The organism is Spirochaetota bacterium (assembly GCA_025061835.1).
Lineage (GTDB): Bacteria > Spirochaetota > Brevinematia > DTOW01 > DTOW01 > SKYB106.
This window is the reverse complement of record JANXAC010000001.1, coordinates 90,028-105,919: the sequence shown is the minus strand read 5'-3', so window position 1 is coordinate 105,919 and position 15,892 is coordinate 90,028. Positions and strand designations below refer to the sequence as shown.

General features: G+C 38.6%; 9 protein-coding genes, 3 tRNA genes and 2 rRNA genes. 9 read left to right on the top strand and 5 right to left on the bottom strand.

What is annotated here, in order from left to right; genetic code table 11:
* Position 1 precedes the first annotated feature (1 nt).
* From pth to NZ579_00505, 3 genes are all read right to left on the bottom strand, one after another.
* A complete protein-coding gene (gene pth, locus NZ579_00515; GenBank protein ID MCS7298426.1) occupies positions 2-643 on the bottom strand; it encodes an aminoacyl-tRNA hydrolase in 642 nt (213 codons plus the stop codon).
* A gap of 37 nt (positions 644-680) precedes the next feature.
* Positions 681-1,229 carry a 50S ribosomal protein L25 gene (locus tag NZ579_00510; GenBank protein ID MCS7298425.1) on the bottom strand — a complete coding sequence of 183 codons (549 nt, stop codon included), beginning with the start codon at positions 1,227-1,229 and terminating at the stop codon, positions 681-683.
* Positions 1,230-1,592: 363 nt separating this feature from the next.
* A complete protein-coding gene (locus NZ579_00505) occupies positions 1,593-4,913 on the bottom strand; it encodes an AAA family ATPase (protein ID MCS7298424.1) in 3,321 nt (1,106 codons plus the stop codon).
* 385 nt (positions 4,914-5,298) lie between these two features.
* Between NZ579_00505 and NZ579_00500 the strand changes: the two genes are divergently transcribed.
* The 5 genes from NZ579_00500 to NZ579_00480 all read left to right on the top strand — a co-directional run bounded on the left by NZ579_00500 (position 5,299) and on the right by NZ579_00480 (position 9,260).
* A tRNA-Met gene (locus NZ579_00500) sits at positions 5,299-5,372 on the top strand.
* Positions 5,373-5,410: 38 nt separating this feature from the next.
* Complete coding sequence (locus tag NZ579_00495; protein ID MCS7298423.1) at positions 5,411-6,574, top strand: alkaline phosphatase; 1,164 nt, start codon at positions 5,411-5,413, stop codon at positions 6,572-6,574.
* Between the two features lie 19 nt (positions 6,575-6,593).
* A complete protein-coding gene (locus NZ579_00490; GenBank protein ID MCS7298422.1) occupies positions 6,594-7,019 on the top strand; it encodes a biotin/lipoyl-binding protein in 426 nt (141 codons plus the stop codon).
* Positions 7,012-8,322: an ATP-binding protein gene (locus tag NZ579_00485; GenBank protein MCS7298421.1), complete on the top strand. Its 1,311-nt coding sequence runs from the start codon at positions 7,012-7,014 to the stop codon at positions 8,320-8,322. Before NZ579_00490 ends, NZ579_00485 begins: the two co-directional genes overlap by 8 nt.
* Positions 8,319-9,260, top strand: a complete 942-nt coding sequence (locus NZ579_00480) for a TerC/Alx family metal homeostasis membrane protein (GenBank protein ID MCS7298420.1) — start codon at positions 8,319-8,321, stop codon at positions 9,258-9,260. The genes NZ579_00485 and NZ579_00480 overlap by 4 nt, the downstream gene beginning before the upstream one ends.
* 10 nt (positions 9,261-9,270) lie before the next feature.
* On the opposite strand, the gene NZ579_00475 is transcribed toward NZ579_00480, so the two are convergent.
* Together NZ579_00475 and NZ579_00470 are read right to left on the bottom strand one after the other, a co-directional pair.
* Positions 9,271-10,287, bottom strand: coding sequence for a hypothetical protein (locus tag NZ579_00475; GenBank protein ID MCS7298419.1), 1,017 nt, complete (start codon positions 10,285-10,287; stop codon positions 9,271-9,273).
* Between the two features lie 31 nt (positions 10,288-10,318).
* Entirely contained in the window at positions 10,319-10,648 is a 330-nt protein-coding gene (locus NZ579_00470) for an STAS domain-containing protein (GenBank protein ID MCS7298418.1), read from the bottom strand.
* A gap of 471 nt (positions 10,649-11,119) precedes the next feature.
* On the opposite strand from NZ579_00470, the gene NZ579_00465 reads away from it, so the two are divergent.
* The 4 genes from NZ579_00465 to NZ579_00450 all read left to right on the top strand — a co-directional run bounded on the left by NZ579_00465 (position 11,120) and on the right by NZ579_00450 (position 15,873).
* Positions 11,120-12,619: ribosomal RNA gene (locus tag NZ579_00465) — 16S ribosomal RNA — on the top strand.
* A gap of 57 nt (positions 12,620-12,676) precedes the next feature.
* Positions 12,677-12,750 (top strand) — tRNA-Ile (locus NZ579_00460).
* Positions 12,751-12,764: 14 nt separating this feature from the next.
* A tRNA-Ala gene (locus NZ579_00455) sits at positions 12,765-12,836 on the top strand.
* Between the two features lie 58 nt (positions 12,837-12,894).
* A 23S ribosomal RNA gene (locus NZ579_00450) occupies positions 12,895-15,873 on the top strand.
* The 16S and 23S rRNA genes sit together here with 2 tRNA genes alongside, the layout of an rRNA operon.
* Positions 15,874-15,892: the final 19 nt, after the last annotated feature.

Genomic DNA, 15,892 nt, shown 5'->3' with positions numbered 1-15,892 from the left:
ACTAATCCTCCAGATTGAAGGAGAATAAGTCAGATGATTCTAGTATATCCTCATAATCCTCTGGCTCTAGTCCATTGAACTTGTTCATAGCAGAGTCTATGCCTTCAAAAAGTATAACCTCAACAACTTTCTTAAACACCTTTAAGGTTTTACTCAAGATTTGGTATTCTTTCAGTGTTATGTTTGAAAGAACCCAGTTCTCAAGTGGAACATATTCAGGAGGTTCGCCTATGCCTATTCGTATCCTCGGGAAGAGGTCTGTCTTGAGATAATATGCTACTGACTTTAGACCATTGTGACCTCCGCTAGATCCTTCTTTCCTTATTCTTATCTTCCCTACCTGTAGTGATACATCATCGCAAACAACTATTATATCTTCTGGAGGTATCTTCAGAAAACTAGCAGTATATAGCACTGGCTCACCGCTTATATTCATATATGTTTGAGGTTTGAGAAGTGCTACCTTCTTATCACCTATTTTAGCAATACCTAAAGCACTTTTCTTCTTCTTTATATCAAACTTGACATTATACTCCTTCGCAAGGACATCAATAGCCATAAAACCAATATTATGTCTAGTGTAAGTGTATTGCGATCCTATATTTCCAAGCCCAACTATAAGCTTAGCATAACTTTTAGCCATAGTTACCCCTCAAACATACAAAAAGTATCGTATAAAATTAACTATAAACACCTGCTATTATGGTATTATCATGATTGACTATCTTGTAAGGAATCTTATCTTTGACTTTATAAACTACAATAGTATCACCTATGTCAAGGTCTGAAACATCTATCTTTATGGTTTCAGGTATCTGGTTTGCCTTGACTTTTATCTTGAGAGACCAAAGTGATTTCCTAAACACACCTCCTACTCTAGTGCCTTTTGAGACTCCTACAAACTCTATTGGGACACTAACTACAACTTCTTCATCCTTATTTACACTCTGAAGGTCAGCATGTATTATGTTTCTGTTTAACGGATGTATCTGCAAATCTTTAACGAATACATTAAACTTGCTCCCGTTATTTAATTCAACCTCAAAAATTTTATTTCTACCAGTCTTGTGTAGCAGTTTTTCAAACTCATGTTGATCCAAGTAAATATGAATATTTTTTTCAATTCCCTTGCCATAAATAACTGCTGGTAAAAAACCTTTCTTTCTTATCTTTGATGAACTCTCCTTACCTAGATTGTCTCTTATGAATCCTTTTATAGATAAGGTCATAATTTTATCACCTCATCTTTAAATTATGAAGTAAAACTAAATACCATTTCAAACAAAATTACACTGAAGTTTGGTCAAGAGTTGGTATTTTTTGTTGAAGAGCATTCTTAATAACTTGTTTTCATAACTTATTCAGTCAATTCTGAACCCTCCTTGTAGAGAGTCTTTGATAAAGTGATTTGTAGTTTTTGTGTTTGTTATTTGTTCCTAGCTTTGCCTTTATTTTACGGGGAAAGAAGAAGTTCTTTCATATTAACTTTTACCAAACTCTCTTACAAACTAATAATCCAAAGAAAACCCTCACCCTAGTTGAGAATTTTAGACTTTATTAGTCGTAAGTTGATTAAATCTTTATCTAGTGTTTTATAAAATAACATCCTGCAGCCTATACGACACAATCTTTGATACTCCCCTCTCCTCCATAGTTACACCATATATGTCTTGGCATATCTCTATTGTAGATTTGTTATGAGATACTATAATGAATTGAGTTTTGTCTTTGAATGATAGAACGAGCTTTTTAAACCTTTCAGTATTTTCATCGTCAAGTGGAGCATCAACTTCATCCATTATAACAATAGGTGTATTGTTAAGTATGAGAGCAGAGAAGATGAATATTATACCGACTAATGCTTTCTCTCCACCCGAAAGTAACATAAGGTTTCTAACTTTCTTACCAGGCAAACTAACATTTATCTCAATTCCTCCTTCAACAAGGTCATCGTTATGTATATCAACCTTAACACTACCACCTCCGAAAACCTCCTTGAATATCTCAGTTATCACTTCACTTATTCTGTCAAGTGATTCCGATACTATTCTTTCAATCTCTAGATTTATCTCACTTATTATACTTTCAAGTTTCTCCTTACTCTGAAGCACATCGTCAAAACTTGATTTCAACCTCTCATATTCATCCTTAACCTTGTTAAACTCACCTTCAGCATTCTCATCAACAAAACCTATCCTCCTAATCTCCGACCGTAAATGTGAAACTCTTTTTGAAAGTTTGTCGATATCCATACCATCAACACTGTTTTGAACTTCCTTTGGTATTTCGTTAACACTTAAACCATACCTTTCTAGACACTGAGAGTTAATGTTTTCAATACTGTTCTTCAAAACTGCTATTTTCTCGTCTAACTGGAACAACCCTTTTTCAAGACTACTCAACTCACTAGATATTTTGTCTTTCTCACTTAAAAGGTTTTTATACTCTTGATTCAATTCTTTGAGCCTGTGTGTCCTTTCAGATACAACCTTAAGTAGTTCATCTCTTTTTGTAGAAATCTCATCTAAGATTGATTTGAGGGAAGTCAAGTTAATATTAGCGTTACAAATATTTTCTTCCTCTCTTTCCATTTCAGCTTTTTTATTATGGACGAAATCGTCAATTTTAGCAATCTCTTTTAATATCTCATCTATTCTGTTCCGTGAAGACTTTATATCAGACAGTAGTATCGTTCTTTGTGCCTCAAGGTCCATACGATATCTCTTCTGGTCCGACAGGAGTATGTCAACTTTTCGTATTTCATCCTCAATATTAGATAAGTCTATACTCTCTAACAACAGTTTAATAGTTTCTTTGAGCCTTTGAAACAAACTACTGTATTCGTCAATTCTGCGAAGGTTAGAAGTTTGGAAGTCTAGACCTACACCAAAGCTATTCATTACCTGAATAAGGTTATTGACCTTGTCTTCAATATTCCTAATTGTTGTTTCCAAATCTATTTTCTCACTTTCAAGTTTATCAAGTCTTTTGCTTTGGAACTTTATTTGGTTTGAAAGTTCATTAATTACCTTCTCAAAATTCACAAACTCACTTTCTTTAGAAGATATTAGGAAGTTTATTTCTCTTTGTGTTTCTCTGAGTTTAGATAGTTTATCTTTCCAGACGTCTAATTCAAGCATCAGGTTATCTATGTTGTTTCTTAATTCTAGAATTTTGCTGTCAATTTCTATCTTTTTTGATATAAACTCTGTTGCACTTGATAGGTATGGAAGTGTCTTTATATCGTTATTCAGATTTTGAGACATATTCTTTATACTTACGATATGATCTTTGACAACCTGTGTATCTAGTGGAGAGTTAAGAATACTATCACAGATAGTACATATTTTCTCCGATGTTGTTTCAACCTTAGATATGAATTCACCAATCTTTAAAGCACTACTGCTTATGCTCTTTGAAAATTCTTGAAACATTTTTTCCGATTCTACCGTTAATTCCTTAATTACAGACTGAAGTTTTAGGATATTATTTTCTATATCCTTTATCGTGTTGGAAGTGTTTAATATATCCATAGATATTTGGTTTTGTTCTTCCTTTAATGAAACTATCTCACTAGTTAGAAGATCAATGTTTTGTTTATTACTATCTACTTCTTGATTTAGTTTTGAAATGTAGTTAAATGCTTCTTCTATTGAAGTTTTTATCTCGTCTAGTCTTGAGATAGCCCACATCAGTTGATTTTCTAGACTTTCAACATCTTTTAACACTTCCTTTAGAATAGTAAGTTTTGAGTTAATCTCGTATTTCTTCTTCTCAAGTTCTCTCTTATTAACCTCAACTTCCGTAATACTAGATGAAAATCTTTCTATCTCTTTGTCAATTTCCCGTATCCTATTAGTAATTTCTAGAATACTATTATCTAGTCTATCCTTCTCTCTGATGAGTTCTTCTTTTCTTAAAAGTTCTTTTTCTACTAAAGATGATAGTATAGTTATAGTCCTCTTTGAAGTTTCCAAACTTCCTTCAAGAGATTTCTTATCCATTTCTTTGTTTTTCAAATCCTTTTCAAGTTGGTTTAGAATATCTCTGTCGTTTGATAGAGTTAGATTTTCCTGAATAATTGTTCTATCAATAAGATCAAGAGATTTGACTATTTCTTCTTTTATTTTAATTTTTTCTTGTATCTCTTTCTCTATCAAACTTTTTTCATAATTGAGTCTTCTTAACTCTTCATCATAATCTCTAACCTTAGTTGATAGTAGTATCTTATCAAGGTGTTCAAGTTCCCTAGATAACTGTCTGTATAAACCGAGTTTTTCAACCTCGTTTTTTAGTCTTGAGTATTCCCTTTCTGATGTTTCTAGTCTTACTGTTAGTGTTTCAATGTGAGATCTAATATCGTTCAATCTTCGTTCTGCTTCTTTCTTTTTGAATTTAACTTTACTAAGTCCTAGTAGTTCGTCAATATAATTTCTTTTATCCTGAGGGGTTCCTACTACTAGTTTATCAACTTCACCCTGACCTACGATGGAATATCCTTCTTTACCAAAACCTGTTCCCAGAAAAAGGCTCACAACATCCTTAACTCTTACTTCTTGTCTGTTTATGAATATCTTACCCTCACCAGACCTGTAGTATCTTTTTAGGATTTCCACTTCGTCAGAAGGAATGTTCAGAATTCTTGAAGAGTTGTCAAAGGACAACATAACTTCAGCAACACTCATTGATTGTCTGTATTGGGAACCTGAAAATAGAATATCCTCAAAATTATCCCCTCTTAACGTTTTTATACTATTCTCCCCCAAAACCCATCTTACAGCGTCAATCAGATTACTTTTGCCACTACCGTTTGGTCCTACTATAGCAGTGATAGGCGACTTAAATTCTAACTTACATCTATCTGGAAAAGACTTGAACCCAAAAAGTTCTATTTTCTTAAGGAACACTGGCATTTGTTCCCCTCCCAGTCTTTAGATACTAGATTATAAAAGATTATTTACTGCTAACACACTAAAAGATTTCAATTAGTACAAATTCATGTAGGTTATGATTGCTATATTGTTCTTTAAGTTCTTCTGTAGACTTTAGTACAAAAGGATAGCGTTTCTCTCCATTTCACCTCCGTTTGCCGGTAATTACCAACAATTGTTTGCTTTATTTCCTTAGAATACTAAATCTTATAAGTATCATTCGCGATCTCTAGAAAGCATTATTTTGTTATGTTATCGTGGATTAACTACTCTTCTTACCTTATTTAGTACTGTTGTAAAAATACTTTTGAACACACTCAATTTAATTTGAAACGAGTTCTTTTTTCTAATATAATTGTAATTGTAGCGCGGGATAGAGCAGTCCGGTAGCTCGCTGGGCTCATAACCCAGAGGTCGTTGGTTCAAATCCAACTCCCGCAAATATACTATGATGGGAATGTTTTTCAAAAAATGTTATGATGATATACTCTAAAACTTTTCCAAAAATAGTAATTTCTGTTTTGTTTATCGTTCTATTTTTTGAACCATCATACCCTAAAACGCAAAAGAAAGAAACACAAAAAGAACCTATACCTAAAAATATCATAATAATGATTGGAGATGGGATGGGAATAGGTGCTATATCAGCATACTATCTTGTTAACACAAACGCTAACATCTCAAGGTTCAAGAACGTAGGTCTTATGACTACTCATGCAGATGGATCTCTTATAACAGACTCTGGTGCGGGTGGAACAGCACTAGCAACCGGGTTTAAAACGAAAAATGGCTATATCTCTGTCTTACCGGACGGAACAGTTGTTCCAACTGTTATGGAAGTTGCTAAAACAAAAGGTAAAAACACAGGTATAGTAGTAACTTGTAGCATAACTCACGCAACACCTGCGGTTTTCTATTCGCATGTAAGCTCAAGGGGTAACGAAGCGGAGATAGCAACATTCGCAACAAATCAGACGATTGATGTCTTTATAGGTGGAGGATTATCCTTCTTCGTTCCAAGTACGACACATTCAGCAACGCAGGAAGGATATCAAGAGGAGACAAAAACTGAACCAAAGGTTCAATTGAATTTGTTGGATACTATGAGGTCATTAGGGTATAACATAATAACGAATTACGATGACTTTAGTAAGCATAATACGAAAGGTTTTGAAAAACTTCTGGCACTGCTAGAACCTATGCACTTACCATCTGTTGTGAGCGGTAATAGGAGAGTATCTCTTTCGGAGATGACAAAAAAGTCTCTTGAAATCCTTTCAAAGAGTCAGAAAGGATTTGTCCTTATGATTGAAGGTTCTCAAATAGACTGGGAGGCACATGCCAACAACGCAAAAGGTATCGTTGCAGAGATGAAAGATTTTGATGATACTGTGGGGATAGTCCTTGATTTTGCTATTACAAACCAAGATACACTCGTGATAGTTACATCAGACCATGAAACAGGTGGTGTTGGAATAATAGGAGGTGTTGTTGGGAAATCAACAACCATAAGGTTTGTATCAAAAGATCATACAGCGGAATTAGTTCCTGTTTTCTCTTACGGTCCTGGTAGCGATCAATTTGTTGGTATCTTTGACAACACATACATAGGTAAGAAACTTATAGAAATAGTTAGAAACTAATCTTAAAAGGAGGGATAGTATGATAAAAGAGGTAAAGAATATAGTAGAAATAGCCAAGTCATCAGGTATAAAAGAACTCTATTTAAAGACCAAAGATGTAAAGATAACACTTAAGTTCTCTGATGGTTCAGAAATAGTTGAGTATCAACAACCTGTTGTGCATTACGAAGTTGAGGAACAACAAGAACAGGATGAGGCTCTACCCAAAGTAGAAGTTAAATCTCCATTCGTTGGTATATTTAGGCTCAATGATAAGAAAGGTAATTCAATATCTTCTGTAGGTAAAAATGTGTCAAAAGGAGATATATTGTGTAATATAGAAGTTCTCGGTGTATTGAATGAGATAACCTCACCAGTAAGTGGTAAAGTCAGCAACATATTAGTCAAAGATGGAGATATAGTTGATTACGGGAAAGTGATAATTGAAATAACACCTAATGATTAAAAACTTAATTAGCATATTTCAACGATCAGATAAGAAAGTAAAAATTATAACACTCATACTGTTGCCCATCATTGTTATATTTGTAGCACAGTTGATAATTAATTTGATTTACCTTAGTGTTATCTTTGTCGTAGAAAGCATCCTAATGTTAGTTCTATCTGTCTATATCACCGTAATATTTGTCAGGATAGTAGTTGGAATTTATGTTGCAGAGGAATTCGTAAAGAAAAACAATGTGGAATACTATCCTCTCTCCTCGTTTCAGGAATTTCCTAGTTTTGTAGTCAAAAATATCTCAATGCTTATAAGAAAGAGTAGACAGATAGAGGATATGAAAAAAAATATTCTCAAAGTAATAAATCTGATTGATAGTATAGGTATCATAATACTTAACAAAGAGAGAGATATAGTGTTCTACAACGACTTTGTTCGGAGGTTCTTCAAACTAACCCAAGGTTATATAGGTAAAAAACTCTTTTCAATTTTGCCGCTGACGAGTTTTAAAATATCCGGCTTCAAGGACAGCAAAACCTATGAGACAGAAATTATGCTTGAAGGACAGTCTAGAAAGATAAGGATCTGTCAAAAAAGTTCTGGAAATTTGACAATAATTTATTTTGTTGACATATCTGAACAAAAGAATATGGAAAGTATCACCGAACTAACCTTAAGCATAATATCGCATGAACTGAACACACCAATAACTAATCTATCACTGGCTCTGGAAAACATACTACTATCTAGAGCGTTTTCCGAAGAGGTTGTCAGTATAGCACTCTCAAACATCTCAAGAATTTCAAACACTATATCAAATATAATGAGTCTATCAAATATACATTCAAAGAAAATATCAATAAATAGGGAGTGGTTTTCACTTAAAGAGATCATATCTTCTGTTCTTGACAATCTTGTTCCTTCATATCAAAGTAAGAATATTAAAGTAAATACCATATATGAAGGTAAGGAAGAGATATTTGAGGATAGGGAGAAAATTAGACTTATTCTTTTCAATATCACAGACAACGCTTTTAAATTCTCTCCTAGTGGTGAGGAGGTTAGAATACAAGTTAGAAGTGAGAAAGGTTTTGAAATTTCTATATCAAATGTATCTAGTGACTTAAGTGACGATGAGTTAGACAAAATATTTGATAAGTTTTATAGAGCCAGTAATAGCAAGGGGCTACGTGGTAGTGGACTGGGGCTCTATATAGTAAAGTCTCTGTGTGATATTTTAGGGATTAAAGTTGAGGTTGTAAAGCAACACAATATTATAATTTTCAAACTTTCAAAGGAGGAAAAATGAGTATTGACATAGTTTTGTGGTTGGTTTTTTGGTTTAGTTTCTTTACTATATTATTTCTAGATCTGTTTGTCTTTTTTAGAACTCCTCAAGAGGTAACGCTTAAGAAAGCATTAATACTTTCAGGAGTTTGGATAACAACAGCACTACTATACTCTATACTGATTTTTGGTTTTGAAGGACGAGATTTAGGGGTTCAATACATAACAGCGTATCTTGTTGAATTATCACTGAGTGTTGATAATTTGTTTGTGTTTCTTGTAATATTCACATTTTTTAGAGTTCCTAAGGAGTATCAACATAAAGTATTATTTTGGGGAGTTATTGGTGCAATAGTATTTAGGGGCATATTTATAGTCCTCGGTGTTGCTTTGGTCAAGCAGTTTTCATGGCTCTTCATAATATTTGGAGCACTTTTGATATACACGGCAATTATGTTACTCGTTAAAAAAGAGGAGGATAGTGGAAAAATTGAGAAGAGACTTGTGTATAGGTTAGCAAAAAGAGTCTTTAGGATAACTCCAGACTATGTTAATGGAAAATTTTTTACTAAAATAGACGGAAGATTGTGGGCTACTCCTCTTTTCCTGTGTCTTATCCTAGTTGAGGCAACTGATGTTATGTTCGCTATTGATTCGGTCCCTGCTGTTTTGGGAATATCAACCAACTTGTTAGTAGTATATACTTCAAACATATATGCTGTGATGGGACTAAGGTCTATGTATTTTGCATTGGCAGGGATAATGAAATTATTCAGGTTCTTAAAATACGGTTTGTCTGTTATACTTGCTTATATTGGTGTCAAGATGATAGTAAAAGAAATCTTTCACTTACACATAGACTCACTACTATCATTTGGTATAATAGTATCAATACTGACAGTATCCGTAATTCTATCACTAGTTGTAAGAGATAAAAATGGCCAAACTTCATCTGTTTAAAACTGTTGTTTTAAAAATCATAGATTCTATGTATATTCTCAAACCATTTTCTTGAGATAGGTCTTATCATCCTCTCAAGTTTTTTTAGTTCATCCTCGTAATACTTAATTTTCACACTTTCAGATATACTGTCATATATTTTGTCAAATGCTTCATCGTAAAGGTTTTTAACAACTTCTTCCTTCATATATTCATATATACTATCGTTGAAAGTAGGTTTTTCATATTCAATTTCTGTAAATTTGTAGAAGTTTTCTCTACTTTCTGTTGGTATCTCTATAAGTTTCCCTTTGACATCTTCATCTAGAACCATATTGTCGGGGTCGATACCAAATCCGGCCAATATATCATAGAGCCTATACATCTTGAAGCTCTCAAAATCTTCACTACTTGTGAAGTAGTTAAATACGTTTACATTCTCATAGTAATAAACTATTTTCTGTGGGTCATTTAAGTAAAACTTCTCAACATCACTGGGATCATTTTCCATCATCTTTTTCACAAGTTCATCTTTATCCTTTTTGGGTGTCAATTTGGGTAATGAAGCGAATAATATTGAAAGTATCAGAAATCCTTTGAAAGTGTAATTGTAGTATCTTTGGATATTTTCATAACTGGTAGTTCCCGAACGTTCTAGTTCATTTTCTATGTATCTAAATATTGTATCGTTCTGGTTCATAATCTTTGTGAGTATATCGGAAGATAGATGATCTGAAAACTCAACTCCTCCAATTAACTCCAGTTTTGATGTAATCATCTGTTTAAGAGAAGTTCCATCTAGCTCTCCAAACGAATTGCTCTCAACTGTTTTGTTGTTGAATGATAAAAATTCAATTATCGTATTTCTAGTTATTAAATCTTCAAGCGTTAAGTCAAATATAATTTTGGAAAACTTTTCTATCTCATCCTTTTGTAGTTTAGTGTTGATATCATTATCCAATATTGAGTGACCTAAAAGGAGTGCAAACATTGTGTTTATAAACTCATCGGAAGTAATCTTTCTATTACCTACTTCTAATATAGTCATGTTAAACTCCTCTTGTGTATAGAATACCATGCTAGATTTTTGATAATGCCTCATCAACAGAGTCGTAGATATCAAAAACAGTGTCCAATTCAACTATTTTGAAAATCTTTTTTATATTGTTGTTCAAACATGTTATTGCAAATTTCCCATCATTTGATACAACTCTTTTGTAGAAACTAACAATAACTCTTAGGCCACTACTAGATATGTGCTGGACATTTGAAAAGTCTAATATTACTTTTTTTGCACTTTTCTCATTGAAGAGGAGGTTTAACTGGACTTCAAGATCTAATGAAGACTGAACATTTATCACTCCTTCTAGGGTTATGACTAGTATGTCTCCTATCTTCTGAGATTTCATAAACATTTATTATTCTAAAAAAATCAATGATAGAATTCAATTTAATTAGTCTGAGGTTCTGTGGAGTAGTTTGGTAATAGCTTAATGTAAAAATACTCTCTTATATCGTAAAATAAAGGTAAAAAATAAAATATTACTAACGAAAAACCACAAATCACTTTATCAAAAACTTTCTACAGAGAGGATTGAGAATTGCTTGGGTAAATTATGAAAATGGTGTATTCAGAGTACTCCTCAACAAAAAATGCCGAACTCTTAACCAAACTTCAGTGAATTAAGATTGACTTTTGGTGTGTTTTATTATTATAATTTTTTTTACCTAAAAATGAGTTGAATTTTAGTTGAAAGTATGTTTTGGATGTGTTATAATTAAATTTACCTATAAGGATGGTAGTTGCTCTAGTAGATAGTAGTAAGGCTATATGTATCTGCCGGGTTGTGTGCGGAAAACATAATTAGAGTATAAATTCTATAATGGAGGGTTTGATCCTGGCCCAGAGTGAACGCTGGCGGCGTGTCTTAGGCATGCAAGTCGAGCGGTCCTAGGGTTTTCTCTAGGATAGCGGCGAACGGGTGAGTAATACTTGGATAACGTGCCTCTAGGTGTGGGATAGCTTCGGGAAACTGAAGGTAATCCCACATAATATCTCGGATTTTGAAGATCCGAGATTAAAGGTTTTTGCCGCCTAGAGATCGGTCCAAGGCCTATCAGCTAGTTGGTGAGGTAACGGCTCACCAAGGCTATGACGGGTAGCCGGTCTGAGAGGATGGCCGGCCACACGGGCACTGAGACACGGGCCCGACTCCTACGGGAGGCAGCAGCCAAGAATCTTGGGCAATGGGGGCAACCCTGACCCAGCGACGCCGCGTGAGGGATGAAGCCCTACGGGGTGTAAACCTCTTTTTTGAGGGAAGATGATGACGGTACCTCAAGAATAAGCCCCGGCTAATCACGTGCCAGCAGCCGCGGTGAGACGTGAGGGGCAAGCGTTACTCGGAATCACTGGGTGTAAAGGACCCGCAGGCGGCTATGTAAGTCAAGTGTCAAAGCCTAAGGCTCAACCTTAGAAAGGCACTTGATACTACATAGCTAGGAGCCAGGGGAGGGAAGTGGAATGCCCGGTGTAAGGGTAAAATCTGTAGATATCGGGTAGAACGCCAAAGGCGAAGGCAGCTTCCTATCCTGGTCTTGACGCTCAGGGGTGAAAGCTGGGGGAGCAAACAGGATTAGATACCCTGGTAGTCCCAGCCGTAAACGATGCGAACTTGGTATCGGATCAATTTTTGGTTCGGTGCCGTAGCCAACGCGTTAAGTTCGCCACCTGGGGATTACGGCCGCAAGGTTAAAACTCAAAGGAATTGGCGGGGGCCCGCACAAGCGGTGGAGCATGTGGTTTAATTCGATGCTAACCGAAGAACCTTACCAGGGCTTGACATGTATCGGAAGGTTACTAGAAATAGTAATCGCCTCTTCGGAGGCCGATACACAGGTGCTGCATGGCTGTCGTCAGCTCGTGCCGTGAGGTGTGGGGTTAAGTCCCTAAACGAGCGCAACCCCTATCCCTAGTTGCCATCAGGTAATGCTGGGAACTCTAGGGAAACTGCCAGCGATGAGCTGGAGGAAGGAGGGGATGACGTCAAGTCAGTATGGCCTTTATGCCCTGGGCTACACACATGCTACAATGGGTAGGACAATGGGTTGCAACTCCGCGAGGAGAAGCTAATCCCTAAAACTACCCTCAGTGCAGATTGCAGTCTGCAACTCGACTGCATGAAGCCGGAATCGCTAGTAATCGCGAATCAGCTATGTCGCGGTGAATACGTTCTCGGGCCTTGCACACACCGCCCGTCACACCACCCGAGTCGGTTCAACCTGAAGACAATCTCTAATTGTTTAAGGTTGAACTGGTGAGGAGGGTGAAGTCGTAACAAGGTAGCCGTACGGGAACGTGCGGCTGGATCACCTCCTTAAGGTGATCTTATTAAACCCGGCAGATATGTATCGTCTTACTTTATCTGTATCTATTTGGGCCTATAGCTCAGGTGGTTAGAGCACACGCCTGATAAGCGTGAGGTCAGTGGTTCGAGTCCACTTGGGCCCACATCGTAATGATGTGGGGGTGTAGCTCAGAGGGAGAGCGTCTCGCTTGCACCGAGAAGGTCAGGGGTTCAATTCCCCTCACCTCCACCTGGGCTATAAGCGAAGAAGTTGCTCTAGAAAATAATCTTTGGTTTATGGTAAAGGTAGCTATGCAATTTAGAGGTAGAAAATGGATGCCTTGGCATCAGCAGGCGATGAAGGGCGTGATAAGCTGCGATAAGCTCAGGGGAGGAGCAAATATCCTTTGATCCTGAGATGCCCGAATGGGGAAACCCATACTACCTAATAAGGTAGTATATCATCCACTTTTGTGGATGAGGCTATACCCGGAGAAGTGAAACATCTCAGTATCCGGAGGAAAAGAAATCAATTGAGATTCCCTTAGTAGTGGTGAGCGAAAGGGGAACAGCCTAAACCAACTTAGTGTAAGCCTAGAGGCGTTGCTAAGTTGGGGTCGTGGGATAAAATCGGAGAAGGCTCTAGACTTCTCGGGAAGTTACAAAACTTCTACTTAGTCGAATCATCTGGAAAGATGAGCCATAGAAGGTGATAGCCCTGTAGACGAAAAGTAGAAGTCTTCCTGGATTTTATCCCGAGTATCACGGACTACGTGGAGGTCTGTGAGAATCAGGGGGGACCACCCTCCAAGGCTAAATACTCGCTGATGACCGATAGTGAACTAGTACCGTGAGGGAAAGGTGAAAAGAACCCCGGAGAGGGGAGTGAAATAGAACCTGAAATTTTCTACCTACAATCCGTCAGAGGGGAGTAATCCCTGATGGCGTGCCTATTGAAGAATGAGCTGGCGAGTTATCATCTATTGCGAGGTTAACTTACGTAAGTAAGGTAGCCGTAGCGAAAGCGAGTCCGAATAGGGCGCTAGTAATAGATGATAAACCCGAATCCGGTCGAGCTAACCATGGCCAGGATGAACCTGGGGGAAACCCTGGGGGAGGTCCGAACCGATGAATGTTGCAAAATTCTCGGATGAGCTGTGGTTAGGAGTGAAAGGCTAATCAAGGCCGGTGATAGCTGGTTCTCCCCGAAACACATCTAGGTGTGGGCTTCAAGAGTAGCATAAGGAGGTAGAGCACTGGATAGGTAAGGGGACCAAAAGTTCCCAAGCCTAACCAAACTCCGAATGCCTTATGTGAAATCTGAGGACTCAGTCCGTAGGGGTAAGCTCTATGGACGAGAGGGCAAGAACCCAGACTATCGGCTAAGGCCTCTAAAAGATACTAAGTGTCAAAGGAGGTGGGATCTCTAAGACAGCCAGGATGTTGGCTTAGAAGCAGCCATCATTTAAAGAGTGCGTAATAGCTCACTGGTCGAGAGATCCTGCGCTTAAGATGTGAGGAGGCTTAAGTATCTTGCCGAAGCCATAGGCTCTAGTCAAAAAGACTAGAGCGGTAGGGGAGCGTTCCATGACCAGTGAAGTCAGGTCGAGAGATCTGATGGAGGTCATGGAAGTGAGAATGCCAGCCTGAGTAGCACTAAGAGAGGTGAAAATCCTCTCCGCCGGATGCCCAAGGTTTCCCAGGCAACGATGATCAACCTGGGGTTAGTCAGTCCCTAAGCCGAGGCTGAAAAGCGTAGGTAATGGGAAGCAGGTTAATATTCCTGCACCAGCGACTATATCTTAAGCGATGAGGTGACGCAGGTTAGCAAGAGGAGCGTCCTAATGGTATGGGCGTTCAAGGAAGGAGGCTTGGGATGAGGCAAATCCTTGTCCCTGTAATGCTGAATTCCGAGCACGAGCTCTTCTTCGGAAGAGCCAAGTCCTCTGGGCTTATACTGCCAAGAAACAGCCTCTAAGCGGTATATAGTCGCTGACTGTACCGCAAACCGACACAGGTGGGCTAGGGGAATACCCATAGGCGATCGAATGAGCCCTCGCCAAGGAACTCGGCAAGTTGGCCCCGTAACTTCGGGATAAGGGGTGTCTCCTTCTGCATACACTCTCCCGAGTGTTTGTAGAAGAGATCGCAGTGAAATGGCTCAGCCGACTGTTTAACAAAAACACAGGCCTCTGCTAACTTGTAAAAGGAAGTATAGAGGCTGACGCCTGCCCAGTGCCGGAAGGTCAAGGGGAGGAGTTAGTAGGGTAACCTGCGAAGCTCCAAACTTAAGCCCCGGTAAACGGCGGCCGTAACTATAACGGTCCTAAGGTAGCGAAATTCCTTGTCGGGTAAGTTCCGACCCGCATGAATGGCGTAACGAGCTGAGCACTGTCTCGGCGAGGGGTTCGGCGAATTTGCGAGGCCAGTGAAGACGCTGGCTACCTGCGGCGGGACGGAAAGACCCCGTGGACCTTTACTGTATCTTGGCATTGGATTTCGGTGTGCTATGCGCAGGATAGGTGGGAGGCTTTGAAGCTCCGCTTTCGGGCGGAGTGGAGCCGTCGGTGAGATACCACCCTTAGCATACTGAAATTCTAACTCTTTCTGTGTAAGAAAGAGGACAGTGCTAGGTTGACAGTTTGACTGGGGCGGTCGCCTCCTAAAAGATAACGGAGGTGCCCAAAGGTTCCCTCAAGCTGGACGGAAACCAGCTGTTGAGTGCAAAGGCATAAGGGAGCTTAACTGTGAGACCGACAGGTCAAGCAGATGCGAAAGCAGGGCTTAGTGATCCGGTGGCTCTGTGTGGAAGGGCCATCGCTCAGCGGATAAAAGGTACCCCGGGGATAACAGGCTGATAGGGCCCAAGAGTCCATATCGACGGCCCTGTTTGGCACCTCGATGTCGGCTCATCCTATCCTGGGGCTGTAGAAGGTCCCAAGGGTTGGTCTGTTCGCCCATTAAAAGGGTACGTGAGCTGGGTTCAGAACGTCGTGAGACAGTTCGGTCCCAATCTGTCGCAGGCGCTTGAGCACTTGAGGGGAGTTGCTCCTAGTACGAGAGGACCGGAGTGAGAAGACCTCTGGTGTACCAGCTGTGTCACCAGATGCAGCGCTGGGTAGCCATGTCTTCAAGCGATAACCGCTGAAGGCATCTAAGCGGGAAGCGCACCCCAAGATAAGGTGCTCCTGAAGGACCCTAGAAGATTACTAGGTTGATAGGGTGCAGGTGTAAGCACAGAAATGTGTTGAGCCGAGCACTACTAATAGTCCGTCTGGCATAGCTATCTTGCCATAAACCAAAGTT